Origin of the sequence: Acidovorax sp. Root267, assembly GCF_001429215.1 — a bacterium.
GTDB lineage: Bacteria > Pseudomonadota > Gammaproteobacteria > Burkholderiales > Burkholderiaceae_C > Acidovorax > Acidovorax radicis.
The window spans coordinates 125113-149227 of record NZ_LMJC01000022.1; the positions used below are offsets into that span (position 1 = coordinate 125113).

At 61.7% G+C, this 24115-nt stretch carries 23 protein-coding genes; 11 read left to right on the forward strand and 12 right to left on the reverse strand.

Features of this window, described 5'->3' with window-relative positions; translation table 11 throughout:
- Window positions 1-129 precede the first annotated feature (129 nt).
- From pdxH to ASE39_RS14610, 10 genes are all read left to right on the forward strand, one after another.
- Window positions 130-768 (forward strand): pyridoxamine 5'-phosphate oxidase, encoded by a 639-nt coding sequence (gene pdxH / locus ASE39_RS14570; RefSeq protein WP_199864279.1) that lies wholly within the window; start codon window positions 130-132, stop codon window positions 766-768.
- Window positions 769-807: 39 nt separating this feature from the next.
- Window positions 808-1203 (forward strand): VOC family protein, encoded by a 396-nt coding sequence (locus ASE39_RS14575; protein WP_057271623.1) that lies wholly within the window; start codon window positions 808-810, stop codon window positions 1201-1203.
- Between the two features lie 170 nt (window positions 1204-1373).
- Window positions 1374-1967 carry a TetR/AcrR family transcriptional regulator gene (locus tag ASE39_RS14580; RefSeq protein ID WP_057271624.1) on the forward strand — a complete coding sequence of 198 codons (594 nt, stop codon included), beginning with the start codon at window positions 1374-1376 and terminating at the stop codon, window positions 1965-1967.
- A gap of 294 nt (window positions 1968-2261) precedes the next feature.
- Window positions 2262-2555: a hypothetical protein gene (locus ASE39_RS25945; protein ID WP_082606765.1), complete on the forward strand. Its 294-nt coding sequence runs from the start codon at window positions 2262-2264 to the stop codon at window positions 2553-2555.
- Between the two features lie 121 nt (window positions 2556-2676).
- A complete protein-coding gene (locus ASE39_RS14585; RefSeq protein ID WP_057224430.1) occupies window positions 2677-3678 on the forward strand; it encodes an NADP-dependent oxidoreductase in 1002 nt (333 codons plus the stop codon).
- 113 nt (window positions 3679-3791) lie between these two features.
- Window positions 3792-4496, forward strand: a complete 705-nt coding sequence (locus ASE39_RS14590) for an SDR family oxidoreductase (RefSeq protein WP_057225252.1) — start codon at window positions 3792-3794, stop codon at window positions 4494-4496.
- Window positions 4497-4547: 51 nt separating this feature from the next.
- Window positions 4548-5516 carry an alpha/beta hydrolase gene (locus tag ASE39_RS14595; protein WP_199864280.1) on the forward strand — a complete coding sequence of 323 codons (969 nt, stop codon included), beginning with the start codon at window positions 4548-4550 and terminating at the stop codon, window positions 5514-5516.
- A gap of 72 nt (window positions 5517-5588) precedes the next feature.
- Window positions 5589-6665, forward strand: a complete 1077-nt coding sequence (locus tag ASE39_RS14600) for an alkene reductase (RefSeq protein WP_057271625.1) — start codon at window positions 5589-5591, stop codon at window positions 6663-6665.
- Window positions 6666-6891: 226 nt separating this feature from the next.
- Window positions 6892-7737, forward strand: coding sequence for an alpha/beta hydrolase (locus tag ASE39_RS14605; protein ID WP_057271626.1), 846 nt, complete (start codon window positions 6892-6894; stop codon window positions 7735-7737).
- 45 nt (window positions 7738-7782) lie between these two features.
- Window positions 7783-8148: a hypothetical protein gene (locus tag ASE39_RS14610; RefSeq protein ID WP_057271627.1), complete on the forward strand. Its 366-nt coding sequence runs from the start codon at window positions 7783-7785 to the stop codon at window positions 8146-8148.
- Between the two features lie 85 nt (window positions 8149-8233).
- On the opposite strand, the gene ASE39_RS14615 is transcribed toward ASE39_RS14610, so the two are convergent.
- The gene (locus ASE39_RS14615; protein ID WP_057271628.1) at window positions 8234-9190 is read right to left on the reverse strand and encodes an AEC family transporter; all 957 of its coding nucleotides are present in this window, start codon (window positions 9188-9190) and stop codon (window positions 8234-8236) included.
- A gap of 248 nt (window positions 9191-9438) precedes the next feature.
- On the opposite strand from ASE39_RS14615, the gene ASE39_RS14620 reads away from it, so the two are divergent.
- Entirely contained in the window at window positions 9439-9981 is a 543-nt protein-coding gene (locus tag ASE39_RS14620) for a DUF1697 domain-containing protein (RefSeq protein ID WP_010458237.1), read from the forward strand.
- Window positions 9982-10015: 34 nt separating this feature from the next.
- Here the strand turns inward: ASE39_RS14620 and ASE39_RS14625 are convergent, their stop codons facing one another.
- The 11 genes from ASE39_RS14625 to ASE39_RS14675 form a co-directional block, all read right to left on the reverse strand.
- On the reverse strand, window positions 10016-10705 hold the full coding sequence (locus ASE39_RS14625; RefSeq protein WP_057224420.1) for an HAD family hydrolase: 690 nt from the start codon (window positions 10703-10705) through the stop codon (window positions 10016-10018).
- Window positions 10706-10754: 49 nt separating this feature from the next.
- The gene (locus ASE39_RS14630; RefSeq protein ID WP_057271629.1) at window positions 10755-11840 is read right to left on the reverse strand and encodes an ABC transporter ATP-binding protein; all 1086 of its coding nucleotides are present in this window, start codon (window positions 11838-11840) and stop codon (window positions 10755-10757) included.
- A gap of 118 nt (window positions 11841-11958) precedes the next feature.
- Window positions 11959-13329, reverse strand: coding sequence for a HAMP domain-containing sensor histidine kinase (locus ASE39_RS14635; protein ID WP_057271630.1), 1371 nt, complete (start codon window positions 13327-13329; stop codon window positions 11959-11961).
- Window positions 13326-14060, reverse strand: coding sequence for a response regulator transcription factor (locus tag ASE39_RS14640; RefSeq protein ID WP_057271631.1), 735 nt, complete (start codon window positions 14058-14060; stop codon window positions 13326-13328). Before ASE39_RS14640 ends, ASE39_RS14635 begins: the two co-directional genes overlap by 4 nt.
- Window positions 14061-14164: 104 nt before the next feature.
- On the reverse strand, window positions 14165-14536 hold the full coding sequence (locus tag ASE39_RS26485; protein ID WP_158004256.1) for a hypothetical protein: 372 nt from the start codon (window positions 14534-14536) through the stop codon (window positions 14165-14167).
- Window positions 14537-14787: 251 nt separating this feature from the next.
- Window positions 14788-15498: a glycosyltransferase family 2 protein gene (locus ASE39_RS14650; RefSeq protein WP_242421454.1), complete on the reverse strand. Its 711-nt coding sequence runs from the start codon at window positions 15496-15498 to the stop codon at window positions 14788-14790.
- A gap of 75 nt (window positions 15499-15573) precedes the next feature.
- Window positions 15574-16464 carry a UbiA family prenyltransferase gene (locus tag ASE39_RS14655; RefSeq protein WP_082615457.1) on the reverse strand — a complete coding sequence of 297 codons (891 nt, stop codon included), beginning with the start codon at window positions 16462-16464 and terminating at the stop codon, window positions 15574-15576.
- Window positions 16461-20045, reverse strand: coding sequence for a glycosyltransferase family 39 protein (locus tag ASE39_RS14660; protein ID WP_140426791.1), 3585 nt, complete (start codon window positions 20043-20045; stop codon window positions 16461-16463). The genes ASE39_RS14655 and ASE39_RS14660 overlap by 4 nt, the downstream gene beginning before the upstream one ends.
- A gap of 321 nt (window positions 20046-20366) precedes the next feature.
- A complete protein-coding gene (locus tag ASE39_RS14665; RefSeq protein WP_057271635.1) occupies window positions 20367-20837 on the reverse strand; it encodes a group II truncated hemoglobin in 471 nt (156 codons plus the stop codon).
- Between the two features lie 199 nt (window positions 20838-21036).
- Window positions 21037-21771, reverse strand: coding sequence for an IPTL-CTERM sorting domain-containing protein (locus ASE39_RS26490; RefSeq protein ID WP_140426792.1), 735 nt, complete (start codon window positions 21769-21771; stop codon window positions 21037-21039).
- A 568-nt stretch (window positions 21772-22339) separates the two neighbouring features.
- Window positions 22340-23962, reverse strand: a complete 1623-nt coding sequence (locus ASE39_RS14675; protein ID WP_057271637.1) for a sensor domain-containing diguanylate cyclase — start codon at window positions 23960-23962, stop codon at window positions 22340-22342.
- Window positions 23963-24115: the final 153 nt, after the last annotated feature.

A 24115-nucleotide genomic window follows, 5' to 3' on the forward strand; every position in this document is an offset into this window, starting at 1 on the left:
ATAGTTATTCGGCGACAACCAGGGTCCTCGAAGACCCCACGTTACCCAGATCCCGCCTGGCCGTCACGCTCTTTGCAGCGTGCCCACCCTTGCTGGCAAGCGCCCTGCCCCCGCATGCACAATCGGCCCATGACCACCTCCATCGCCGACCTTCGCAAGAGCTACGAGCGCGCCGAACTCAACGAAGACGCCTCGCGCGCCGCCCCCCAGCAGCAGTTTGACCAGTGGCTCAAAGAAGCCATCAGCGCCGAAGTGCCCGAGCCCAACGCCATGACCCTGGCCACCGTGGGCAGCGACCTGCGCCCCAGTACCCGCATCGTGCTGATCAAGGGTTATGACGAGCGCGGCATCGTCTGGTTCACCAACTACGACAGCCGCAAGGGCCGCCAGATCGCGGGCAACCCCTACGCAGCCCTGCAGTTCCACTGGGTGGAGCTGGAACGTGTGGTACGCATCGAAGGCGTTGTGGAAAAGGTCAGCGATGAAGAGAGTGACGAGTACTTTGCCAGCCGCCCGCTGGACTCCCGCATCGGCGCCTGGGCCAGCCCGCAAAGCCAGGTGATCTCCGGGCGGGGCGTGCTCGTGGCCAATGCGGCCAAGTACGGCGCGCAGTTTTTGCTCAAGCCACCCCGCCCACCGCACTGGGGCGGGTATCGCCTGATGCCTGATCAGTGGGAATTCTGGCAAGGGCGCAAGAGCCGGTTGCATGACCGGCTGCGGTACCGGATGGACGGCGGCGAGTGGGTGCGGGAGCGGCTGGCGCCCTGAGCGCCGCTTCTGGTGGCACAAGCACGGACGAGGAGCAGCATGTTTTCGCACATCTTTGTGGGCGTGACGGATTTTGATCGCGCCATGGCGTTCTACCGGCCAGTCATGGCAGCCCTGGGTATCGCGCAGCGTTTTGTGGACCCATCCCGTCCCTGGGCCGGCTGGCAAAGCAGCCCCGACCCGCGCCCCCTCTTCCTTATCGGCCGCCCTTTTGAAGGTGAGCATGCGCCGGGCAATGGCCCAATGACGGCCTTTGCCGCCAGCAGCCGTGCGCAGGTGGATGCCGTGCACGCTGCGGCCTTGGCGCACGGTGGCCATTGCGACGGGCCACCCGGCCTGCGGCCGGAGTACCACGCCAACTACTACGGCGCGTACTTCCGAGATCCCGACGGGAACAAACTCTGCGTGGCCTTCCATGGGGCCGTAGACGCCTGAGCCGAAGGCGCCCCCGGCGTTTTTTTGACTATCTCGTCGCCACGAAATCTCTCGACCTAGCAGTCCGGAGCGTTGGGCGCTGGATGCCGCAGTCGTTCCCAAGAATGATCCGTGGACGAACAAGGCTCAGAAAATATGATGATCGTAATAATTTCTGTTATAGTTGCGGTGTGAAAAACGCTGTCCCCTCTCGCAAAGAACTGAGCCACGAGCGCATCGTGGCGGCTGCTGCACGCGCCATCCGGCGCAATGGATTCAGCGGAGCGGGAGTGGCGGACATCATGAAGGACGCAGGCCTCACGCATGGCGGCTTCTATTCCCACTTCCCTTCTCGGGAAGCGATGCTTGCGGAAGCCACAGACAGAGCGGGCGCAGAAACCGTTGGGCTCGCCGAGTCTGCAGCTGCGTCGGTTCCAGCCGATCAAGCGCTGGAGGCCATGCTAGAGGCCTATTTGTCGGAACAGCACATCAACAATCCGGAGGTTGGTTGCCCTATGGCGGCCCTCAGTTCGGAGCTGGCCCGCCAAGCCCCCGAGGTGCGGCGTGCAGCCACCCGGCGAATGAAAGAAATGGTGGATGTGATCGCACGACAGTTGCCCAGCTGGGGAACACCAGAAGCCCACGAGCGAGCACTTTTTCTGGTTGCCACCATGGTGGGAGCCGTTTCCCTGGCGCGCGCCGTAGACGATCCTTCGCTGGCTGGAAGGCTAAGCAAAGCTGCTTTCAAGTACGCCCGCTCCAGTGGTGAAGCGTCGCAAAAATAGCTTCCATTTTTTGGAATTAAATTATGATGATCATCATATTAAAAACTGGGATGAAGTGGAAAATTCTCAAATCGGCCTATTATGGGCTCGATCTCCCACTTGTTCCGACGTTCTTGTTTGTACAAAAATATGATGCTCGTCATGTAATCTATCTGCAGTCGAACTTTGAAAGGCCCCATTGATTGCCGTGACCACCAACCCTTCCATCGCAAACCCCGCTGAGTGACTCGCCGCAAACCTGGCATCCAGCATCTTCCGAGGCGCCTGAGCCTCATTTCCTAGGAGATATCCACCATGAACACCTTCTCTCGCTTTCTCTCCCTCGCAGTAGTCGCAACGCTCACCTCAGTCGGCGCACAAGCTGCTGAGTTGGATCCAGCGCAATTTGCCACCCAGTTTGAGGGCAACCGCACGCGGGCTGAAGTCGCCGCAGAAGCTGCACAAGTACCCATGACCCGAAGCCAGATCCCTTCGGGCTCCAAAGCCGAGTCTTACAAGTCCGTGGCTGACCGCGCAGCCATCCGGTCACAGGCGGCAGATGCAGTCCGTACTGGCCAGATCTCCTCTGGCGAGACTGGCGCGCGCTAACTTGACGAAGGTGATGCGGTCCTTGTCTCGATTTGAAATATGACAAAAATCATATAAGCATAATTTGATCGTCGCCAGTGGGCCGTTCACCAACCTGGATACGCCAGGAGTAAGGAAAACCATGAAAGCATTTGTCATTGATCGCTACAGCAAAAAAGGGGATCTTCGATTGGCCGAGCTGCCAACCCCGGAGCTGCGCGACGACGAAGTCCTGGTCCAGGTCCACGCTGCGGGTGTGAATCTTCTGGACTCGAAGATTCGCAGTGGAGAGTTCAAGCTCATCCTGCCTTACAAACTGCCCCTCGTCTTGGGCCACGACGTGGCTGGCGTGGTCACCCAGGTGGGCCCCCGCGTGCGGCAGTTCAAAGTGGGTGATGAGGTCTACGCACGGCCGGACGACTTTCGCATCGGTACGTTTGCTGAATTTGTGCCGGTGAAAGAGGCCTCGCTGGCGCTCAAGCCGAAGAACATCACCATGGAAGAAGCAGCGTCCCTTCCCTTGGTGGCGCTGACGGCCTGGCAGGCGCTGGTCGAGAAGGCCCAAATCAAAAAGGGCCAGAAGGTCTTTATCCAGGCGGGCTCTGGCGGCGTGGGGACCTTTGCCATCCAGCTGGCCAAGCATCTTGGTGCCACGGTGGCCACGACCACCAGCACGGCCAATGCCGCACTGGTGAAGGCCCTTGGGGCCGACGTCGCCGTGGACTACAAGACGCAGGATTTTGAGGACGTATTGCGCGACTACGACGTCGTATTGAACAGCCAGGACGGCAAGACCCTCGAAAAATCCCTGCGAGTGCTCAAGGGGGGTGGAAAACTCATTTCCATTTCCGGCCCGCCGGATCCCGATTTCGCAAGCGCGATCAAGGCCCCCTGGTTCGTGAAGCTGGTCGTGCGGCTGCTGAGTGCAGGCGTCAGACGCAGGGCATTGGCACGCCGGGTCGGCTATTCGTTTCTCTTCATGAGGGCCAACGGAAGTCAGCTGCGCGAGATCACGCGCCTGGTGGAGGCCGGGGTGATACGGCCTGTGGTGGACCGGGTCTTCTCGTTTGAGTCCACCAATGACGCACTTGCGTACGTCGAGGGGGGCCGCGCCAAAGGCAAGGTCGTGATCAAGGTGCGGTAGTCACCCAAAAAACCAATCAGAGCAAAGCCAAGCAGGGCCAAAGGCAGACATGGCTCGCCTGGTTTGGCTTTGCCCTGCGCAACGAATTCTTGATTTTTGGACTGGAGTTTTTTATGAAGATTGAAAACGCTGTAGCCCTCGTGACGGGCGCCAACCGTGGCATCGGCCTGGCCTTTGCTCGTGAACTGTTGAACCGTGGTGCGCGCAAAGTCTATGCCGCCGCCCGGGACCCCGCCTCTGTCACCCTGCCCGGTGTGCATGCGCTGAAGCTCGACGTGACCAAGCCCGACGAAGTCGCAAACGCTGTCGCCCAGGCCGGGGACGTGACCTTGCTCATCAACAACGCGGGCATCGCCCAGCCAGGGGGATTTCTCGCTGACGACAGCGAAGAGGTCGCACGCCGCATCTTCGAGACCAATTTCTTCTCCGTGCTGCGCATGAGCAAGGCCTTTGCGCCCATCCTGAAGAGCAATGGCGGCGGCGCCCTGCTGAATGTGCTGTCCGTTGCCTCCTGGGTGAACGGCGGAGAGCTGGCCGCCTACTCCGCCAGCAAATCTGCCGCCTGGTCGCTCACCAATGCCCTGCGCAACGAGTTGCTGGCCCAGAAAACCCAGGTGCTCGGCCTGCACATGGCGTACGTGGACACCGACCTCACCCGGGGATTCGATGTGCCCAAGTCAAGCCCTGAAAAAATCGTTCAGCGTGCGCTGGATGGACTCGAGGCGGGTCTCGATGAAGTCCTTGCGGACGAACTCACCATGCTGGTCAAAAACGGCATGACGGCAGCCAGGCCGAGCTACCTCCACCCACTGGGCTGAGCATGCCCCGATACCCCGCCCTTGTGTCTTTGGCCTAGCGAAAGCCCTCCCATGACTCCACTGCTGAAAAAAGCGGCCGCCACGCTGCTTGCGCTGGCCGCCCCTTTTGCCTCCACCCCATCGCATGCCCAACAGGCTGCGCCCGATGGCACAAGCCGTGCCGTGCCAGTCGCAAGCCAAGAGCGGCCGACCTGGGTCAAGGTTCCCACGCAGACCATCTCGGCGGGCGGGGTTGACTTTGCCTACCGTGAACTGGGCAAGCACCACGGCGGGACACCTCTGATTCTGCTGGTCCATCTGGCTGCGGTCTTGGACAACTGGGACCCACGGGTCGTGGACGGGCTGGCAGCGCAGCGCCATGTGATCGCATTCGACAACCGGGGGGTGGGCGCATCCAGCGGCGCGCCATCGACCACCGTGGAGCAGATGGCCGACGATGCGATCACCTTCATCAAGGCCAAGGGCTACCAGCAGGTCGATCTGTTCGGTTTCTCGATGGGCGGAATGATTGCCCAGGAGATTGCCTTGAAGGAGCCAGATCTGGTTCGCAAGATGATCCTCGCCGGCACGGGCCCAGCGGGTGGTGAAGGCATCAGCTCCGTTGCGGGGGTCGCCAATCTGGATCTTTTGCGAGGCCTTCTCACGGGCCAAGATCCCAAACAGTTCCTGTTCTTCACCCGCACCCCCAACGGTATCGAAGCCGGCAAGGCATTCTTGAAGCGGCTGTCTGAGCGCACCGACAACCGTGACAAGGACATCACCACGAGCGCCTACGTGGCCCAGTTGCAGGCCCTGAGCGCCTGGGGCAAGAAGGCGCCCGCCGATCTTTCCCGGATCAGGCAGCCGGTGCTCGTCGTCAATGGCGACAACGACAGGATGGTCCCGACGATCAACACGCACGACCTGGCGCGGCGGCTACCAAATAGCCAACTGATCATCTATCCCGATGCGGGTCATGGTGGGGCATTCCAGTTCCATGCTGACTTCGTCGCCAGCTCGCTCGAGTTCCTCGCCCGATAGAACAGACCGGGGGCTGCTGACTTCCTATCCACGCCCCTCCCCCCTCCCCCTTTCCACTATCCAAGGACACCCATGCTCTTCGAACCCTTCTCCCTGCGCGCCACGCAGCTCAGCAATCGCACGGTGATGTCGCCGCTCACGCGCAGCCGCGCGAGCGAGAACAACACGCCCAACAGTTTGATGACCACCTACTACGCCCAGCGCGCAAGCGCCGGCCTCATCATCACGGAAGGAACCTCGCCGTCACCCAACGGTTTGGGTTATGCCCGCATTCCCGGCCTGTTTAACGAAGCCCAGGTGCAAGGCTGGAGGCTGGTGACGGATGCAGTCCATGCCCAGCGCGGCAAGATCGTCGTGCAGCTGATGTACACAGGCCGTGTGAGCCACCAGGTCAACATGCCTGCGGGTGCCGAGGTGCTGGGGCCGTCGCCCGAGACCTGCCCTGGCGAAATGTGGACCGATACGCAAGGCATGCAGCCGCACACGCCGCCGCGCGCCATGACCGAGGCCGATATCCAGACCGCCATCGGCGAATACGCAACGGCCGCGCGCCTTGCGATTCAAGCTGGTTTTGATGGCATCGAATTGCACGCCGCCAACGGTTACTTGCTCGAGCAATTCCTGAACGCCAACATCAACCGCCGCACCGACGGCTACGGCGGCACGGCCGAAGGGCGCAATCGCCTGGTGCTTGAGGTTGCCCGTGCTGCCGCCAAGGAGATCGGTGCTGAGCGCGTCGGCATCCGCCTGTCGCCCTACGGCGTGGTCAATGCCGCCAGCGCATTCGAAGGCGTGGACGAACAGTATCTGGCGCTGGTGAAGGAACTCTCCGCACTCGGTCTCATGTACGTTCACGTTCTGGACCATTCGTCGATGGGCACCCCGCCCGTCCCGGCAAAGCTGAAGGCCGACTTGAGGGCTGCGTTCCACGGCCCCTTCATCCTCGCAGGCGGACAGGACAAGGCCAGTGCACAACAGGCGCTGAGCGAAGGCCGCGCGGACCTGGTCGCCATGGGCAGGGCTTTCCTCGCCAACCCTGACCTGGTCGAGCGCATGCGCCAAGACGCGCCTTTGAACGCGCCCGACCCCACCTCGTTCTACACGCCCGGTGCCAAGGGCTACACGGACTATCCGACGCTCGCTGGTTGAGCACCCGGCGCGCCCGACTGTGCTTGCAGACCGCGCGATGCTGAGCGCCTAGCGCACGGTGGTGCCCGGGCTGCTCAACAAGCGGTCGTGCTTTGGAGTGTGCTTCTTGACGCGTCGATTCGCGTCTCGGGTGGCAACACCAGTGCTTGGCAGGCCGCAGTTGGCGCTGCCAACACAGCGCCGAACTGAAATCGAACAACACACCCATCCACGGAAGGCTTTTGACATGAGTGATACCCACCTCACGGTACCCACCCGCTTTGTGGAGGTAGACGGCGACCGTTTCGCCTATCGCCGCTGGGGCAACACAGCGACAGACCAGCCACCCCTCTTCATGATTCAGCACTTTCGAGGCGGCATGGACCATTGGGATCCCGTCATGACCGACGGGCTTGCCGCGGGGCGCGAAGTCATCCTGTACAACGGTCGGGGGGTTGCATCCTCTTTGGGCAAGCCCCGCACGCGGATCGAACACATGGCTGACGATGCGGCCGCCGTGATACGCGCTCTGGGTCTTCAAAAGGTCGATGTGCTGGGGTTCTCGCTCGGCGGCTTCCAGGCTCAGGACTTGACGCGGCGCCATCCTGACCTGGTGCGCAAGCTGATGCTGCTCGGCACAGGGCCGCGAGGCGGCAACCCCGAATCGGACCCGGGCGTTGCGGAGCGCGCGCCCAGACCGGTACCCACCATCGACGACTTCCTGTTCCTCTTCTTTGGCCGATCAGAAGCCGCGCGCCAGGCGGGGCGGAATTTCTGGAAACGCCGCCACGAGAGAGCGGAGCAAGACCCGCCCAGTTCGCCAGAAGTGGTCCAGGCGCAAATCGAAGCCAACATGTACTACCTGCCGAAGCTCGATCCCAACGACCCGTTTGCGCATCTGCGAGAGATCACACAGCCGACTTTCATCCTCAACGGGACGGACGACGTGATGATTCCGAGCATCAACTCCTGGCACATGAGCCAGCACATTCCCAATGCCCAGCTGTTCATCTACCCCGATGCGGGCCACGCAGCACAGTTTCAGTATCCAGAGCGCTTCGTCAGACATGCCCGGCAGTTTCTGGACGAGTAACTGCTGGCCGCACACAGAAATACCCACCAAAGAGAGCGAAGCACCATGAAGTTCAAATTGTTGTTGTGGCTGCTGGCAAAGCTGCTGCAGCGGGCCGTCAAGAAAAATGCGGAGTGCGCCCGCCATGTGAAAGACAAGACGCTGGTGTTTCAGATCCAGACCTTGGACGGTGCTGGCCGCCACTTTCGTATTGACGACGGAAAGGTACGCTCTGCGGCCGGGCTGACGGATTGTCCAAAGTTCACCCTCGTATTTAAGGATGCTGCCAAGGGATTCGCAGTTTTGTCTGCGAAGGAAAGCAAAGACGCGTTTCTCACCGCGCTGCGCACAGAGGACCTTGTCATCCGTGGTGACTTTGTCGAAGTGCTGTGGTTTCAGCGCCTGACGGACTTCCTGCAGCCGCAAAAGTGAGGGCAGCGTGAACCGCCTGCACGGCTGGGTTTCCCCGGCGGGCAACGGACAGCGGAAAAACGCCGTGCAGCCCATCCTTTCAAATTCAGTTCGCCACCCAGCGCGTTACCCCCAGGATCACGACCGGCATCGTCACCAACCCCAGCGCGGTAGACACCGCCACACTCGCCGTCACCTCGTCCTCGGCTACCGCATAACGCTGCGCAAACAGGAACACGTTGGCCCCCACCGGCAGCGAGGCCGCCACGATCATGACCGCCAGCGGCATGCCTGACAGGCCCAGTGCCCAGCCCAGTGCGGTCAGCACGATGGGGTGCAGGACGCATTTGACGAGTGCAATGCGCAGGGCCGCCTTGAAGTGGTGGCCGACCTTGGTAAACGCCAGCGTCACCCCCACCAGCAGCAGCGCAATCGGCCCCAGCGCCTGGCCCAGCAGCAGCAAGGGTTTGTCCACCACCTGTGGCACGACCAGACCGGTCTGTGCAAACAGCAGGCCCGCAATGATGGGAAGTGGCACCGGGTGCACGATGCCGTTGCGCATGGCCTGCAGCACGGTCCGCCACAGGGGCTGCTGCGCCCCGCCCTCGCGGCCTGCATGTTCGCGTGCGGCGGCCAGTTCAAACACCACGGTGGCAGCGGTCAGCAGGATGAGCGAGTGCACCGAGATCAGCGTGAACAGAGTGACCAGCCCCGCGTCGCCAAACACCAGGCCCACCAGCGGTACGCCGATCATCAGCGTGTTGCTGAAGGTGTTGGCCAGCGCCCGCGCCGCTGCCAGCGTGTTAAAGCCCTGCAGTGCCAGCGTGGCCGCGTACACCATGCCAAATGCCACAAAGTAGATGCCCACCGGGCCGAAGTCGAGGTCCTGGATGTGCACCGTGCTCATGGTGCGAAACAGCAGCGCGGGTGTGAGCACCATGAACACCAGGTTGGCCAGGTCCTTCACCGCCGCCGCCCGAATCCAGCCGCGCCGTCCCACGTAAAAGCCGATGGCGATGAACAGGATGACGGGGATCAGCGAGGTGAAGACAGCGGAGTTCAAGGTACAAACCGGCAGGCGAACAATGGGCGGGCCCCTATTGTGGCTTGACTGGCGAAGCACCGCCTCCATTTGCTATTATTTTAATAGCTATTGGCGCAATACCATAAAGCGCTGGGCGGCTATTTTCTTCCAATTCAATTCAATCCAATCCTCTACGAACTGGAAGCAGAACCCGCTCGCGCTTGTACCGATGGCAGCCGATGTGGCGCTGTGAGGTATTCTGAAACACCGCCCTGTTCCTTCCGCCCATGAAGTTCGCCGCCTTCTTCCGCAATCTGAACCTGGGCCATGGCAATGCGCCGTCGCGTGCCGCGCTGGAAAGCGCATTTGTGCAAGCCGGGGCCGATGAAGCCGCCTCGTTCCAGACCAATGGCACGGTCGCCTTCAGCGCGCGCGGCGTGCGGCCCGCGCGCAAGATTGCACGGACGGTGCAGCAGGCGTTGGCCACCGGGCATGGATTTGACGAACCCGTATTTGTGCGGACCATGGCCTACCTGCACACGCTGATGGCTCGCGATCCGTTTGTGGGCATGGACAAGGCGCCGCCCATCTACGACTTCTACGTGACCTTTCTGCACGACGACGCGAAGGTATTGCCCGCGCTGCCTACCTGCAATGCCCGCAGAGACGTCCAGGTGCTGCTCTACACCGACGCCGAGCTGCTGTCGCTGAGCCACCTGACCGGCAAGACTCCGGGAAACCCGAACGTGTTTGCCGAACAGCTGCTGGGCCTGCCCGCCACCACGCGCACCTGGGGCACGGTGGCCCGGCTGGTCCGCAAATTTGGCTGAGGCAGGGCCTGCGTTTGCGCGATGGCCGCTGCGTTCAGGCCCGCGCGGGCAAGGCGTCCGCCTGCCGTTGGCTGGCCGGCGACAACAGCTTCAACACGCCTTCCAGCCCTTCCACCTGGTGGTCGGCCAGCTCCCAGGGCTGCACACCGGGCCGCACGGTCTGCACGGTGGTGGCCCCCAGAGCGCGTCCGGCTGCCAGTTCGGACAGAGGGTTGTCTCCAATCACCAGGGCCTGCTGCGGTGTGCAGCCTTCGCGCGCCAGGATCTGCTCGAAGAGGGGCCGTTTGCCGTGCAGGGCACCGACTTTGTCCAGGGGGTCATCAATGGCGTCGATGAGCACCTGTTCAAACCACGGCCGGATGCCGAGCGCATCGATCTTGCTGTCCTGCAGGCGCCGAAATCCACTGGTGACCAGGTAGCGCCGCAAGGGAATCCGCGGCAGCAGACCGACGTCGGGGTAGCCCTGCAGCGGCGCGCGCACCTGCATCTGGCTGAACTGCTGCCAGCCCGCCGCGCGCATGGCCGGCGTGAAGCGGTAGCGCTCCGCCACCAGGTCAAACGCCGTGAACCAGCATTGGTGCAGGGCCTGCTCCAGCACGGCGGGGGTCAGCGTGTGCCGATTGGCCTGCCGGATGGCTTCAAAAGCAGGCTCGAACAACGGCCCCACGGCCCGCGCGTCGAGCAGGCAGTTGTCCAGGTCAAAGATCGCAACGGCGTAGTGCATGCGGATAGCGCTCCAATAGAAAAATGGAATGGACGAATGGCACTGCGCCTCACCTGCCGACCACGGAGACACCGTGGTCGGCCAGCGTCAGGCTCACGGGGGCCCCCACATCCAGCTCCAATTGCACCTGGGGCGAGACCACGAAGATCTCGCCCAGCGCGCTGGCAAATGTGTATTCCATGATGCTGCCCAGGTAGGTGCGTTTGGTCAGCCGCGCCGCCACCCCGGTAGACGTGGCAGGCCCGATGACCCAGGCCTCAGGCCGCACCGCGATCTTGACGGGGCCAGGCGCCAGCGCGGCGGACGACGGCACGCGCAAGGGGCCGAGCTGGGCATAGCTGCCGCCTGCCGGGTTTACCGTATCTGCCGCGTGGTTGTGGCCCTCGAACAGCATGGCCTCGCCCATGAAGCCCGCCACAAACTCGGACGCAGGCTGCTCATACAGCTCACTGGGCGCGCCGCGCTGGGCGATGGCGCCCTTGTTCATCACCACAATCTGGTCGCTGACCGCCAGCGCCTCGCTCTGGTCGTGGGTGACATAGGCCACGGTCAACCGCAGGCGCTGCTGCAGTGCGCGGATTTCCTCGCGCATGGAGCGCCGCAGCCGGGCGTCCAGGTTGGACAGCGGTTCGTCAAACAGCAGCACGGCGGGTTCCAGCGCCAGTGCCCGCGCCAGCGCCACGCGCTGTTGCTGCCCGCCGGACAGTTCGTGGGGCCTGCGCAGGTCCAGGCCATGCAGGCCCACGGTGTCGAGCATGGCGCGGGCCTTGTCGCGCACCTGCTCTTTGTCGGAGTGGGCCGTTTGCAGCCCGTAACACACGTTGTCGATCACATTCATGTGCGGAAACAGTGCATAGCTCTGGAACACCAGGCTCACATTGCGTTGCGCCGGACCGAGGGTGGTGACCTCCTGGCCGTCGATGAAGATGCGGCCCGCCGTGGGTGATTCGAGCCCGGCAATCATGCGCAACGTGGTGGTCTTGCCGCAGCCCGACGGCCCCAGGATGGTGGTGAGCGTGCCACGCGGCACCGTGAAGCTGATGTGGTCCACCACCAGCGGGTCGCTTTCAGAAGCGCCGTAGCGTTTGCACACGCCCTGGAATTCAATGCCGTAGGAAGCAGCGGGGGTCGTCATGGGGCACGCGGTGAATGCGTCAAACACGGAAGGGTAAAAAAGCGGTGGATGAAAAACGGACTTGAAATGCGGGCTGGCATGCTGCGGGTTGCGGATGGGTTCTGTGAGCGAATGGGGCTTAGTTCCACGCCACCACGGCGTCCACGCCAATGACCTGGCCTCCATCAAGACGGTTGAACAGCGTGACCTCGGCACCCATCGACTCCGCGATCTGCCGACAGATCGACAGCCCCAGGCCCACGCCGCCCTTGCCCGCAGAAAACGGCTGGAACAACCGCTGCCGCACGGCATCGTCTATGCCAGGGCCTTCGTCCCACACCAGCACCTCCCGCCGGCCGGTGCAATTGCGCAGCAGCACCCCCAGCCGCCCGTGCGCGGGCGTGTGGTGGATGGCGTTGGCCAGCAGGTTGCGCATCAGCTCCCCCAGCAAGGCCGCGTCGCCGGGGGCCGACAGTTCGGGGCCTTCCAGCGCAAAGTCGAGCCGCTTGGCGGCGATCAGCGGCGCCAGCTCCATCACGGCCTCGCGCGCAATGGCGTTCAGGTCCACGCTGGGCAGCTCGCCCATGCGCTTGAGCTGCTCCACCTTGCTCAGGCTCAGCAGCTGGTTGGCCAGGCCCGAGGCCCGGTCCACCGTGTGCAGCATCTGGTGCAGGGCATCGGCCACCAGCATGTCGCCAGAAATGGCCGACTGCAGCTGCGTGCGCAGCACCGCCATGGGGGTACGCAGCTGGTGCGTGGCATCGGCCAGAAAGCGCCGCTGCTCCTCGATCCAGCGGTTCTGGCTTTGCTGCAGCTCGCCAAAATGCTGCACGGCCGGCGCAAGTTCGGACGGGCCTTCATACCCATGGCCCGGGCTGCCTGCACCCGGCTGGGTCAGTGACACATCCGCGTGCCGCAGCCATTCCGAGGCCGTGCGTGCCAGCACCACCACCACGGCGGTCATGGCCAGCGCCAGCAGGTACACCGTGCGCAAACCGGCGCCGCCGCCCAGCAGGCGGGACACGCTGGGCACCCGTTCGCTCAATGGGCGGGCGACCTGGCGCACCACGGGCTCGCCGGCGCCCTGCCCGTCCCCCGTTGCCGCAGGCGGCTGGTGCAGCGTGACCGCCACCCGCACCAGTTGGTCCCCCACTTGCGCCAGGTAGAAATGCACACTGCCCTGCCCTTGCACCGCCTCGGTGGGCGGCACACGCGGCAAGGCGGCGCTGCCAGCCAGGCGCTCGCCATCCACGCGGCTTTCGCGAAACCACGCCGCAGGGGCTGGCCCCAGGGGGGATTCATCGGATGCACCAGGCAAGACCGCTGGCCAGTGCGCCAATGCGGTGCGCAGGGCTTCGTCCTGCGCTGCGGCGCCGTGCCGCACCTGCTGCACCACGTGCGCGGCGGTGATCAGGGCCACCAGCGCCCACAGCGGCCCCAGCAGCCACACCAGCAGCAGCCGTTGCAGCGAGCCGCCGCGCGGGTGCCAGTGCCTCCAATGCACGCTCACCGGGGGGCCCCTCCTTTTTCGGCTTTGTCGCCCTTGTCGCTTTTCTCCCCTTTTTGCGCGGCCATGCTGTCGGCATCGCACAGCAGGTAGCCCACGCCGCGCAGCGTGACGATTTCGGCATTGGTGCCCACGAGTTTCTTGCGCAGCCGGTGCACCACCACCTCGACCGCATCGGCCTGCACCTGCTCATCCGTGTTGGCAAACACCTGGGTGCGCAGCTCTTCCTTGCTGACCACCCGGTCGATGCGCGACATCAGGAGCCGCAGCAGTTCAGCCTCGCGCTGCGACAGCTCCAGCGGCAGCGCATCGTTGTAGAACACGCCACTGGCCGGGTCGCGGTACAGCGTGCCGCAGCGCAACTGCCCGTCGCGCCCCACCCGGCGCGTGAGCGCCCGCAGGCGCGCCACCAGCTCGTCCAGATCAAAAGGTTTGGCCAGATAGTCGTCGGCCCCGGCCTCCAGCCCCGCCACCCGGTCGGTCACCGCGGCGCGGGCCGTCAGCGCCAGCACGGGCGTGGTGCTGCCGCCATCGCGCAGGCGCCGCAGCACCTCCAGACCATCCAGGCCCGGCAAGGACAGGTCGAGCGTGATCACATCAAAAGCCGTGCGCCGCGCCGCCGCCAGGGCCTCTTTGCCGTCGGCACAGCACAGCACTTCAAAACCGCGCGCCACCAAGCTGCGGCTCAAGGCACCGGCCAGATCAAAATCGTCTTCGACCAACAGCAGTTTCATGCTGCGATCATGCCGCCTGCGGGCGGGCTCCGGCCACTGTGCTTTTACCGAGGGGGGATGAAAGCAAGTCGAAAGCCGCAGTGCGCCGAGGCCTGACTCTCGGGTCACGCCACCGAATCTGGTAGCCGCCAAACCGGGTGCACCACCGCATGGGACGGTGCGGAGAAGCGCTTTGTCCAGTGGCTGATCTCTCGCAGGCGCAGGCTTTCACGCAATGCATCACCCGCATGGCGGACGTTCTGGGCGCATTGCACGGGGTTGTTTTCGAAAAGATGGAGTTCAGAGACGATGTGCCCGGCATCTCGAAGCAGCGCGGTGGCGGCCCCTTTGCGATAGGCCTTGTGGATCATGCGAAGGTCGATGACCACGCACCGATGGCCTGCGCGGAGCTTGGAGACCAGGCCTGTGTAGTGCCTGGAATCCCTGAAATGGGGAGAATCCCCCGCCGCCTGATCCTGAAAGTCGTCGTAGAGCATCCAGCCCAGAGCCTCCAGGCGCCTGGCTGCATGAGACTTGCCTGAACCTGGGAGCCCTCCAAAAAGCACAAGGCGCGTAGCCCCGTGGGGGGAAATCCTGGCACTCTGCGCACCGATCACCACAGACCCCTCCATCAGCGCGACATCCTGCACCGCAGGGCGAACCAATTATTCTTGGCCACGCTGGTTTGGGGAAAGGTCGCCAAAGATATTCGGAGTGAAATATTAATCATCGATGTTGATCAACACAATCACCGAAAGATATTGTATTTTACGATGCAGTAGAGGGCTCTTACACCATCCTTCCATCCGATTTTCTTGCCTTCATCGTAGGTTCTTCCGAAATAGGAAATTCCCACCTCGTAGATGCGGCAGCGCAATTTCGAGACTTTGGCCACGATCTCCGGTTCGAATCCGAATCTGTTTTCTTCAATGCGGATGGATTGGATTATTTCGCGCCGGAAAGCCTTGTAGCAGGACTCCATGTCCGTCAAATTCAAGTTGGTGAATACGTTGGAGGCCAATGTCAGGAACCCATTGCCCACGCGATGCCAGAAGTACAAAACGCGGTGGCAATTTCCACCGATGAAGCGCGAGCTGAACACTACATCAGCCCTGTTGGATAAAATAGGTTCTATCAAAATCTGATATTCATCTGGGTTGTATTCAAGATCGGCATCCTGAATGATGACGATATCCCCGGTGGCATGTTGGATGCCAGACCTGAGTGCCGCCCCCTTGCCTAGATTGGTTTCATGAAAGACAAGCCTGTCAATCTTGCCAGCCAACTCATTCGCAAGTATCTCTCTGGTTCCGTCCGTTGAAAAATCATCGACAACAATGATTTCTTTCAACGGAAAAGGTGCCGCGCGCACCGCATCCACAATGGCCCGAATTGTGTTTTTCTCGTTAAAGCACGGAATGACAATCGTCAGCTTCGTCGAGGAAGGCATGCGTTGCATTTTTGAGATTATTTTTGTTTGCACGTTATTTTCATTGGCAACAATAGACCATTACCAAAAATGGCAGCGATTTTTTTACGCCAAAATCACAAAAACGACCATGGCGATGCCGATGCCCGCGTAAAGCACGCGATAGCGCGCCTGTAGGCGACGCACAGCCTCGAACGTGAGGCCTTCGCGCAGCGCCTGCAGCATCCAATACAAATGCACGGGGTAGATCGCTGCAACAAGAAGGGCCAGCAACTGCGGGACCGTCCCCTTCATGGCCAGCGCGATCAACAGGGCATCGGCCAGCGTGAAAAGCACGAAGCTGGCAATGAAACTCTGTTTCTTGCCAAATTTCACGGCATTGGTTTGAATGCCGTTGCGGAAATCTGCATCGCAGTCGCGTACTTCTTGCGTCAGGTGTCCTGCACTGAATATGGTGGCAAAAAATAATCCGATCTGCAGGCCATTCATGTCAGGGTTTTTAAATACCGAGTAGCCCAGCAAAAAGTGCAGCAACCCACTGACCACATGGAGCAGTGAGTTCGCAAGCGGGATGCCCTTCATGTAGACATGGGGGACGGAATACAGTGCGCTCGCGACCGCGATCATCAGCCCAATCACCAGCGTTGTACGGCCCAACTGGCTGAAAGCCATCAGGCTCAGCAAGAGCAGGATGAGCAGCAACGCTCCGATCTCATTGCGCCGGATACCACGATTCAGAAAAACCCCTGCCGATCGGGTCGGGTCCCGAAGATCCTGGTGAACGCCAGACCAATCGTTGAGCATGAAGACGTGGGCCACGAGGAAGGCGTTTCCAGCAGCCAGCAGCAACAGCAGCGCCGCGCTCTGGTGCGTGAAGTGGCCCATGGCAAACACGGCGCCCAGCAACGGCGCACCCTGGAGCACCAGCACCTCGTCGAATCGAATGCACGACAACAAGCGCAAAAACCACCGGGCTCTTTTGGGACTGTCCATCATGGCGTTTTCTGAACCGTGCGCTCGCCATCGGCTGCGTTGCTGTTGTTGTTGCTGTCATTGGCGGCCAGAAGGCCCAGGCGCACGCTTTCCAGATACAGCTTCAGCCAGATCGCATACCCCACGTCTTCCGACCAATAGAACCTGCGTACCGAGGCGGTGAGATCGTTGTGGTACAGCAAAGGCGGATTCAGCTTGACCAGCGAGAAGTCATTTTTCGACAGCTCCTGCAACAACCCAAGAACCTCCGCTGACGTGGGTGCCTTGCCGGTGCGCTCCTCCAGCCGCTGCAGCATGTGGCCCGCGTTCAGCCAGATTTCTTGCCCTGGCACGGCCGTTTGCAAACGCGATGGGGGCAGTTGCACATCACAGCCAACGGCTTTCATGTCGGCCTGGCGCATGGCGGGTACCAGCGGAGCCCTTCGGTAATAAACCCAGAGGCGGTCCTGGTCGATGGCGTGGCGAAGTGCGCTGCACAGCGACTGGGCCGCCGGTGGGTCGGCCTGCGCCAGCCACATCAGCACATGCATCTGGATGGCCACGTCGGTGGGATTCGGGTCGGCGCCCGGGTCGATGCACCGGTATTCATTGCGTTGCCCCAGCCAGGTTTTGTACAGGCCTTCGGCGGTGCGGTACTGCATCAGCGCCGCCAGGGCGGGTGATCGCAGTGCATCGGCGCCGGGCGCCAGCCTCCAAACCAGGGCGGTATCGTCGGAATCGGGCGTGATGGGGCACAGCCCGTGTGCGGTCATGGCAGCGCCGTCAGGCCGGCCGTGGTATCGAACGAGTCCGTTGGCCTCGATCTGGTTGCGCAGATGGGTGCGTGCCCGTTCCAGGCTTCCTCCCAGCCCGGCGGGGCCAGGCTTTGGGCCGAGAACATCGACCACCATCGATGTGACGTAGGTGTTCATCTCCAGCTTCGGCTTTTCAAAGCGCTCTTCGCTGGTGTAGGAGGTCAGCCAGTAGCCTTCAACCTGCTGGCGGCGGCTGATCAGGCCCACCGCCTTGAGCGCGCTGTGTGCCAACTCGCCATGGCGCGTGGGACTGGGGTCTTGCCCCCCTTTGTCGGGCGAAGTTGACCGCGTCGCGCCCGCGGCCGCAACTTGCGCCTGTCCGATGCGAATCTCGTGAAGGCCAATCACCAGGTTCCGGGTATCTCCATTGGGCAGCGGCTTGATCGTGGCGGTATCCGTTGCAAAGAAACTGAGGGTGTTCCGCCCCGCATGGAGACGGGTGCGTGCCACGACGGAAGCCTTCCCCCGGAAGGTGTGTTCACCACCCACAGGGATGCCGCCATGCAGCACCATGACCCGGCGGTCGGGCGCCGTCAGGCCGTGGCCCGGGGATACATCGAACCGGATGTCCACATCGCGGTCTTCCCGGGACCACAGCGCGAACTCGATGCCCTCGGCATGCCCCTGCCCCATCCACAGGAACCCATGCTCTCTGCGCCCAAGATTCTCAATGGGCCACGGTGTCTCCAGTGAGGCTGGGTCGATCCCCACCTTGGTTTTGAGGGCGTCGTCGATCCTGATCAATGGCGCAGCGGGGGGCGCTTCCGCCGTCTGGAAGGGCCGCTCGTTCACCAAAGCGGTGCCGCTGACTTCAAACAACCGCATGCGGGGTGTCTTGAGGGGGATGGCCTTCAGTCCGGCTTGTACGGTCAGCCACTTCACCATTTCGCGGGTATCGACGGTCGGGAACCACTCGAAGAACACTTGGTTGTCGTTCTGTATCAAGACGTGGGTCACTTTTTCCGCTGCAATCAACCGGCCCATTCGTTCCGGATCAAAAGGCCCCGTGCCCCAAGGGATCACCGCATTGGAAAAACCTGTTTCTGGTGAAAAGAGTGAATAGTCGCGGGCATCCTGGTTTCCTACGAAAAGAATGCGGGAGCCCGTCGGCATCATCGACCCGGTAACTTCCTCGAAAGGCTCGCTGAGCAGTTTTTCCGACGCGGGTGCTGCAATCGCCTGTACGGCGTCGTAAGCCAGAGCCCTCATGGGTTGGTATGCAGAATAGGCGACCACCATCGCAACAAGGGCCTGGGCAAATTTCTTTGTCGAAAGGTGCGGTGCGATCAAGGCAATGCCGATGGGTAGCAGCAATGCATAAGGGCCGATGAGAAATCGCCCCGGCACTTCAGACTGGGCCATCCACCGCGCGCCAAAAAGAACGGCTCCCAGCAACGGAACGGCCAGCAGCGTTTGTGCTGAAACCGCAGTCAGCCTCACGTGTGGCCAGGTTGTCACCACGTTGCGAATCAGAAGCGGCGCGGCGATCAGCAACACAGGAATCCATAGCAGCCCCCACAACGAAAACCGTGTGGAGTGCTCTGGCAACGAATACACGAAACTACCTGGCCACGAGCCCTTGTTTTCACCCGCCAGGGGGGCACCTGCGCCCACGGAATAAATGAATTGGTTGGCTGCGCTGCTGATGCGGGACCGTGTTTCGGACGAAGCCGGAACGTCCGGCAACTCCAGGAGCAAGAATACAAAACGAACGGCGTGTGTATAAATCACCTGCGGTGTGATATCCGCCTGCACAACCCGCCGGACTTCCTGGGGCCCCAGGGGATGCTGGTAGAGCGCCGTGTTGAATGCCAATGGAATGAGCAGCGAACTCAAAACACCCGCACACACCCATCCTGCGGCGAGGGCCTTGAATCGCGCCGTGAATGAAAATGGACCCGGTGCCCACCACAAGATCAGCAGCAAGCTGGGGATGATCGATACAGGAAAAGACCGGACATTGATGCTCAATACCGTAAAAATCCCCAGGAAAAAATACTTGAGCTTCGATCCGTCAGGCTGGGTGCAAATGGAAACCACCCAATAGGCAACACCCAGCAAGGTGACGATGGACCAGATTTCTGGCTTGAGCCCCGTTGCACTGAATGCTACAAGCGGCGTGGATATCAAAATCAGCACACCCACCAGAGCAACCGTCTGGCTTAATTTCAGCGCACGCAATAGGTAATATTGCCCCATTGCGGCCAGCGGGAATGCCAGCCAAAACACAAGGCGGCCCACGGCCTCGGCTTTCGTCAGCAGCACCGGCCACAGAAAAAACAACTCACTGCCAAAGGGAATCATCGTCTGCCGGATGTTGTGCGTGTCAAACGGGAATACCGTCTGGTGCTGAATCCAGTAGATGACCCGTGAGGCGTGGTACATCCTGTCGTCGTAATTTTGAATAGGGGCTGCGGCCTGCATCACCAGCGACACGAAGAGGATCGCGCAAATGGCAACCAGTGTTATCACCCCCCACTGTGACAATCCCATCCAAAATGCTGCCAGCCTTGCGCGCTGCCCTCCCCACGCCTCCAGAAAACCACGAAGCGTGGGCCGGCCCATACTCTTGGTGAATTGCAAGGTGGCAATACAAACAAGCACTTGAAGCAGCATCCACGCCGCTGGATTCAATTTGTGAACCAGGGAAGTCAGGCTTGCAAGCGCGCCAACCTGAAGCATCACGCTTGCAATAAAAATCCAGAAACCGTCGGCCGGCGACCTGGCAAAGCGTGAGGCCCAACGCTGCGAAGGCCATATAATCAACAGCAAGGAAATGAAGAAAATCATATATTCATGCGATATTTATATCAATTCGCATTAATATAAAATTATCAATCAGCATTGTTGATTTTATAAAACAGATAGTTACCAGTGTGAATATAACATGCCGCCTCACTGCAGATCATCTCGTGGTTATCCGAAAGATCGGCGCAAATACTCCGAAAACATGCAGTGAGCGGGTGCGAAAGGCCATGCCCGTGGGGGAAACCCACTCCATCGGTCCCGCAATTTGGCACTGGCACATGAACGAAGCGGCCGATGATCTGCGCCAACCGTCCCCGGGAAAGCACTTCCTTGCGTCGCACCCGGTCTGCAAGGCCGCGCCGCTCAGCCGGTGTAGGGCCCTTTGACTTCGCCCCATCCCCACCGGGGCATCGGGGCGTTCTCGTCGACGGATGCGCCCGGCTGCGAATTGATCACGGCCAAGCGCGAACCCCATTCCAGGTAGCCCACCAGCGCGGACCGGAACTCCGGGTCTTCCGGCATGCCCAACTCGTCTGCCGTGTCCAGCAGAAGGCCCACCCATTGCCGCCGCTGCGCCTGCGTGAGGTGCCGATTCAGGTGCTGCTGGATCATGTGGGGGTGCCCGCCGTGGTGCGCCGAATAGGCCGCCGGGCCACCCAGCACCTCCGCCAGAAACGCCGCTACATGGGCCGGATGCTCGGCCCCCATGTGTGCGAAGACCCGCGCCAGCACCGCATCGTCGTGAACACGCTCGTAGAAACGGGTGGTCAAGCGGGTGAGTGCCTCCATGCCGCCAAGCCATTCATAGAGGGTGGGGATCTGTGGATCGGTCATGTGCGGAAATGGGTGGTGGTGAGGACGAACGGGGGAGATCGCTTAACAGGCCGGGACAGCCTCTCCGAAACATGGCGTTTTTGGGCGAGGTACGGCGGGATCGCTCCGCCGAGCTTCGATGATTTGCACCTGTCGAGCCACCAGCTCCGCCAAAAGAGGTGCGCTGAATGGGTGTGCGACCAGCACCGTGTTGTTGTTGTCAGCGCTGCCCATGCGCCAAGCGCTTGCCGTCACGGCGCTGCAGCCGCTGAAATGCAACCATCGCCATCCACCCCGCCATGGCCATCAACGCCCACTCGGAAAGGGTCGGTATGGAGGAAGCTGCCACCGCAGCAGACCACACCAGCGAAACAGGGATTGCAGAAGAGGTGCTGGTATCGCTGCCGGCGAAGCCGCATGAATCTGCCACGCCGGCGGTGGAAACGGCGATCCCACTGCAGAACATGTTGTGCCTTGCAGCTGTGGTGCTGGTCTCGAAGAAGGAAAACCGGTCGCCGATGTTGTGGGGCGCTGCGCCCGAAATCCAGCGCTGGATAAGAATGTTCACACCCGTAATTGCCCCGCTCGCATCGGTCGTGACCCGGAAGTTCCAGACCCGGGTATTCGGGTCTGTATGGGTGTATGTGGTCAGGCCATCTGAAAAACTGAAGGCCGACACCAAGGCGCCCAACTGCGCAGACGCCAGGTTGGCTGCCAGCGGCGCGGTGGTTGTGAACGAGCCAGACGTGCTCATCGCCGCGGTGAAGTTCTGGCACGGTGGCGTGCCGCACACCGTGAAGTTTGTGAAACCCGTGTAGTTGCCTGCAGCGGTGGCCACGTAAGTGGTGGACTGCGCTTGGGCCGCCCCCACTGCGCCCAGCAAACAAGCAAGTGATCCCAGCCACTTCCAGACACTTTTTTTGAACATTTTTTGGTTTCCACGGTTGGTGAGCATGTTGCGCCGCCCCGAGGCACTTGGTCCCCGTTGACTGCTCCGATCGCCGCCCCTGCCAGCCTCGGCGCCTCAATATGTTACCCGTGCGGGCTGCGCGCGTGCCCCCGGATTCGGGCTCGGCGTATCCCGCTTGACCCGCCTCTGCTCTGGGCATCGTGACCGGTCTTCCAACCAGCATCTTTGAATTCGTCGCAGACGTGCTGGTGTTCAGGTGCCAGCGCGCCAAACTCTGGAAAGCCCGTTTTGTTCTGATCAAGGCAAGGCCCCTTGGGTTGGCTGGCGCCGAGCGTGCCCCATCCGTCAAGGCCTGCCACGGTCAACGCAAAGCCGGGGTACTATTGCCTGCTATTTTTATGATAGCTAATGGCGCTTGATGAACAAGCGCGGAAGTCCAAAAACATGTTCGATTACCGGCCTCCAATGGAGGCAGCAGCCATCGACCAGCAATAACCCCCTGGTCCCAGGCACAAGCGCACTGGAAGCACCCCAGCGAAACCACCGAAAACCAGAAGGGGATGAGGAAGGCAAGCCATGCGACAGCCTCGCAGGCAATTGTCCCTGACACGCTTTATTGAAACACGCACACGCCCAATGACTGACTTTTGGCCCGGTACATGGCGGTGTCTGCAGCGCGCAGGTAGTCGTCGACCGTCGCCAGCCTGGATGCGCTGCTGGCCAATCCGATACTCGCACCACTGATCACGGTGTGCCTGCCAATCACGTAAGGCACTTCCAGGGCGGCGGCAATCTGCCCAGCGCGTTGGCTGGCTTCAGCGGGATCAATGGACTCCAACAGCACATTGAACTCGTCGCCACCCATGCGGGCGACCAGATCCACCGCCCGCACGCAGGATTCGAGCCGCCGTGCCACCTGTTGCAACAGCTGGTCGCCCACATGGTGCCCGTAGCTGTCATTGACGGCCTTGAAACTGTTGAGATCCAGCAGCAGCACGGCGAACATCGTGGCTCCATCGCGTGCCGGCACGCCATCACCGTTCACCACCTCGTTCTGGTGCAGCGCGATGAGATGCGCGAGGCGATCGCGGAACAACGGCCGGCCGGGCAAGTTGGTCAGCGCATCGTAGGAACTGCCACGTTCGGCCAGATCGCTCAACGACCCTGCCATGCGCACCGCAACGCCGTCTTCGAACTCGGCGAGCCCGCGCCAATTGACCCACACCAGCCGCCCCGCCCCGTGGAACGCGCGGAAATCCACCGAAAAGTTCGGGCTGCTCCCCGATAGGTGCCTCCGGTAGGCCTCCTGCACGCGCACGCGATCCTCGGGATCGATGAGCTGCTCGAGAAAGCGCCAGCCTCCGTCATGCACATGATCGCGGCTACCCAGCCCGACGATCTGGAGAAAACGCCCGGACACGTGCAGGGCGTCCGTTCGCAAGTCCCAATCCCAGATACCGTCATTGGATCCGCGCGTCGCCAGCGAATAGCGGTTTTCGGAGCGCAACAACTCGAGTTCGGTGTTCTTCTGCTGGGTGACGTCGATCATCAGGCCGATCATGCGGTTCGGCCGCCCCGGCTCGACCACTGCGCGGCACAGATCACGCACCCACACGACCTTGCCGGACTTGGCAATCAGCCGATAACTCATCTCGTAGGCATGGCTGTGCGTGGCGTTGTATGCGGCATCGTCGATCAGCAGGGCCTGCTCCAGATCATCGGGATGCACATGCGCGCGCCAGAAGCCCGGGTCAGAACGCCACTCCTCCACGGAGTAACCGAACAAGCGTTCGACCTGCGGGCTCAGGAAGGTATTGCCCACGCCGATTTCAGCTTCCCACACCACGCCATCAATGGTTTCCAGCAAGCGCAGAAAGCGCTGGCGAATTTCCACCAGCACCTGCTCGGTGACCTCGGTAATCTCGATCAGGACACCCTGGCGGCTGATCACCCGATCCGCAGCATCCGTCTCCGGGTGGAGCTGCAGACGCACCCAGCGATAGGCCGCGTCGGCAAAGCGCAAGCGGAACACCGGCATGCCCGAGCGCATGGTGCCGATGTCGTCGGGATGCACGAATTCAAGCAATGACCTGCCAAGCGCCGACGCCACCGAATGGCCGGTGAGCTTGTGCCACGCCGGATTCAGATAAGTGATCTCCCACAGCGCATCGGTTTGCACCACCGCCTCGGGTAACAATTGCAGCAGTTTTGCGGACGGCGTGGGAGTGGTGGGCATGCAGGGCTATTGCAAATGGGTCAGATTCATGCAGGGCCGCGCCGAACAAGTCCTTCGCGCGTCGCGCAACCCGGCGTTGGGCGGCCTGCTGCGGTGCCAATCCCATTTCCGAATCGGGTGCGCGTCATCACCGGGACTGAGGCAGCGTCGCCT

Coding starts and splice junctions, on each gene's coding strand:
- ASE39_RS14595 (WP_199864280.1), top strand. CDS start 4,548: ATGACTCCACTGCTGAAAAAAGCGGCCGCCACGCTGCTTGCGCTGGCC.
- ASE39_RS14625 (WP_057224420.1), bottom strand. CDS start 10,705: ATGCACTACGCCGTTGCGATCTTTGACCTGGACAACTGCCTGCTCGAC.
- ASE39_RS14650 (WP_242421454.1), bottom strand. CDS start 15,498: ATGCAACGCATGCCTTCCTCGACGAAGCTGACGATTGTCATTCCGTGC.
- ASE39_RS14665 (WP_057271635.1), bottom strand. CDS start 20,837: ATGACCGATCCACAGATCCCCACCCTCTATGAATGGCTTGGCGGCATG.
- ASE39_RS14660 (WP_140426791.1), bottom strand. CDS start 20,045: ATGATTTTCTTCATTTCCTTGCTGTTGATTATATGGCCTTCGCAGCGT.
- ASE39_RS14605 (WP_057271626.1), top strand. CDS start 6,892: ATGAGTGATACCCACCTCACGGTACCCACCCGCTTTGTGGAGGTAGAC.
- ASE39_RS14590 (WP_057225252.1), top strand. CDS start 3,792: ATGAAGATTGAAAACGCTGTAGCCCTCGTGACGGGCGCCAACCGTGGC.
- ASE39_RS14585 (WP_057224430.1), top strand. CDS start 2,677: ATGAAAGCATTTGTCATTGATCGCTACAGCAAAAAAGGGGATCTTCGA.
- ASE39_RS26485 (WP_158004256.1), bottom strand. CDS start 14,536: ATGCTCTACGACGACTTTCAGGATCAGGCGGCGGGGGATTCTCCCCAT.
- ASE39_RS25945 (WP_082606765.1), top strand. CDS start 2,262: ATGAACACCTTCTCTCGCTTTCTCTCCCTCGCAGTAGTCGCAACGCTC.
- ASE39_RS14600 (WP_057271625.1), top strand. CDS start 5,589: ATGCTCTTCGAACCCTTCTCCCTGCGCGCCACGCAGCTCAGCAATCGC.
- ASE39_RS14610 (WP_057271627.1), top strand. CDS start 7,783: ATGAAGTTCAAATTGTTGTTGTGGCTGCTGGCAAAGCTGCTGCAGCGG.
- ASE39_RS14620 (WP_010458237.1), top strand. CDS start 9,439: ATGAAGTTCGCCGCCTTCTTCCGCAATCTGAACCTGGGCCATGGCAAT.
- pdxH (WP_199864279.1), top strand. CDS start 130: ATGACCACCTCCATCGCCGACCTTCGCAAGAGCTACGAGCGCGCCGAA.
- ASE39_RS14675 (WP_057271637.1), bottom strand. CDS start 23,962: ATGCCCACCACTCCCACGCCGTCCGCAAAACTGCTGCAATTGTTACCC.
- ASE39_RS14640 (WP_057271631.1), bottom strand. CDS start 14,060: ATGAAACTGCTGTTGGTCGAAGACGATTTTGATCTGGCCGGTGCCTTG.
- ASE39_RS26490 (WP_140426792.1), bottom strand. CDS start 21,771: ATGCTCACCAACCGTGGAAACCAAAAAATGTTCAAAAAAAGTGTCTGG.
- ASE39_RS14575 (WP_057271623.1), top strand. CDS start 808: ATGTTTTCGCACATCTTTGTGGGCGTGACGGATTTTGATCGCGCCATG.
- ASE39_RS14630 (WP_057271629.1), bottom strand. CDS start 11,840: ATGACGACCCCCGCTGCTTCCTACGGCATTGAATTCCAGGGCGTGTGC.
- ASE39_RS14655 (WP_082615457.1), bottom strand. CDS start 16,464: ATGATGGACAGTCCCAAAAGAGCCCGGTGGTTTTTGCGCTTGTTGTCG.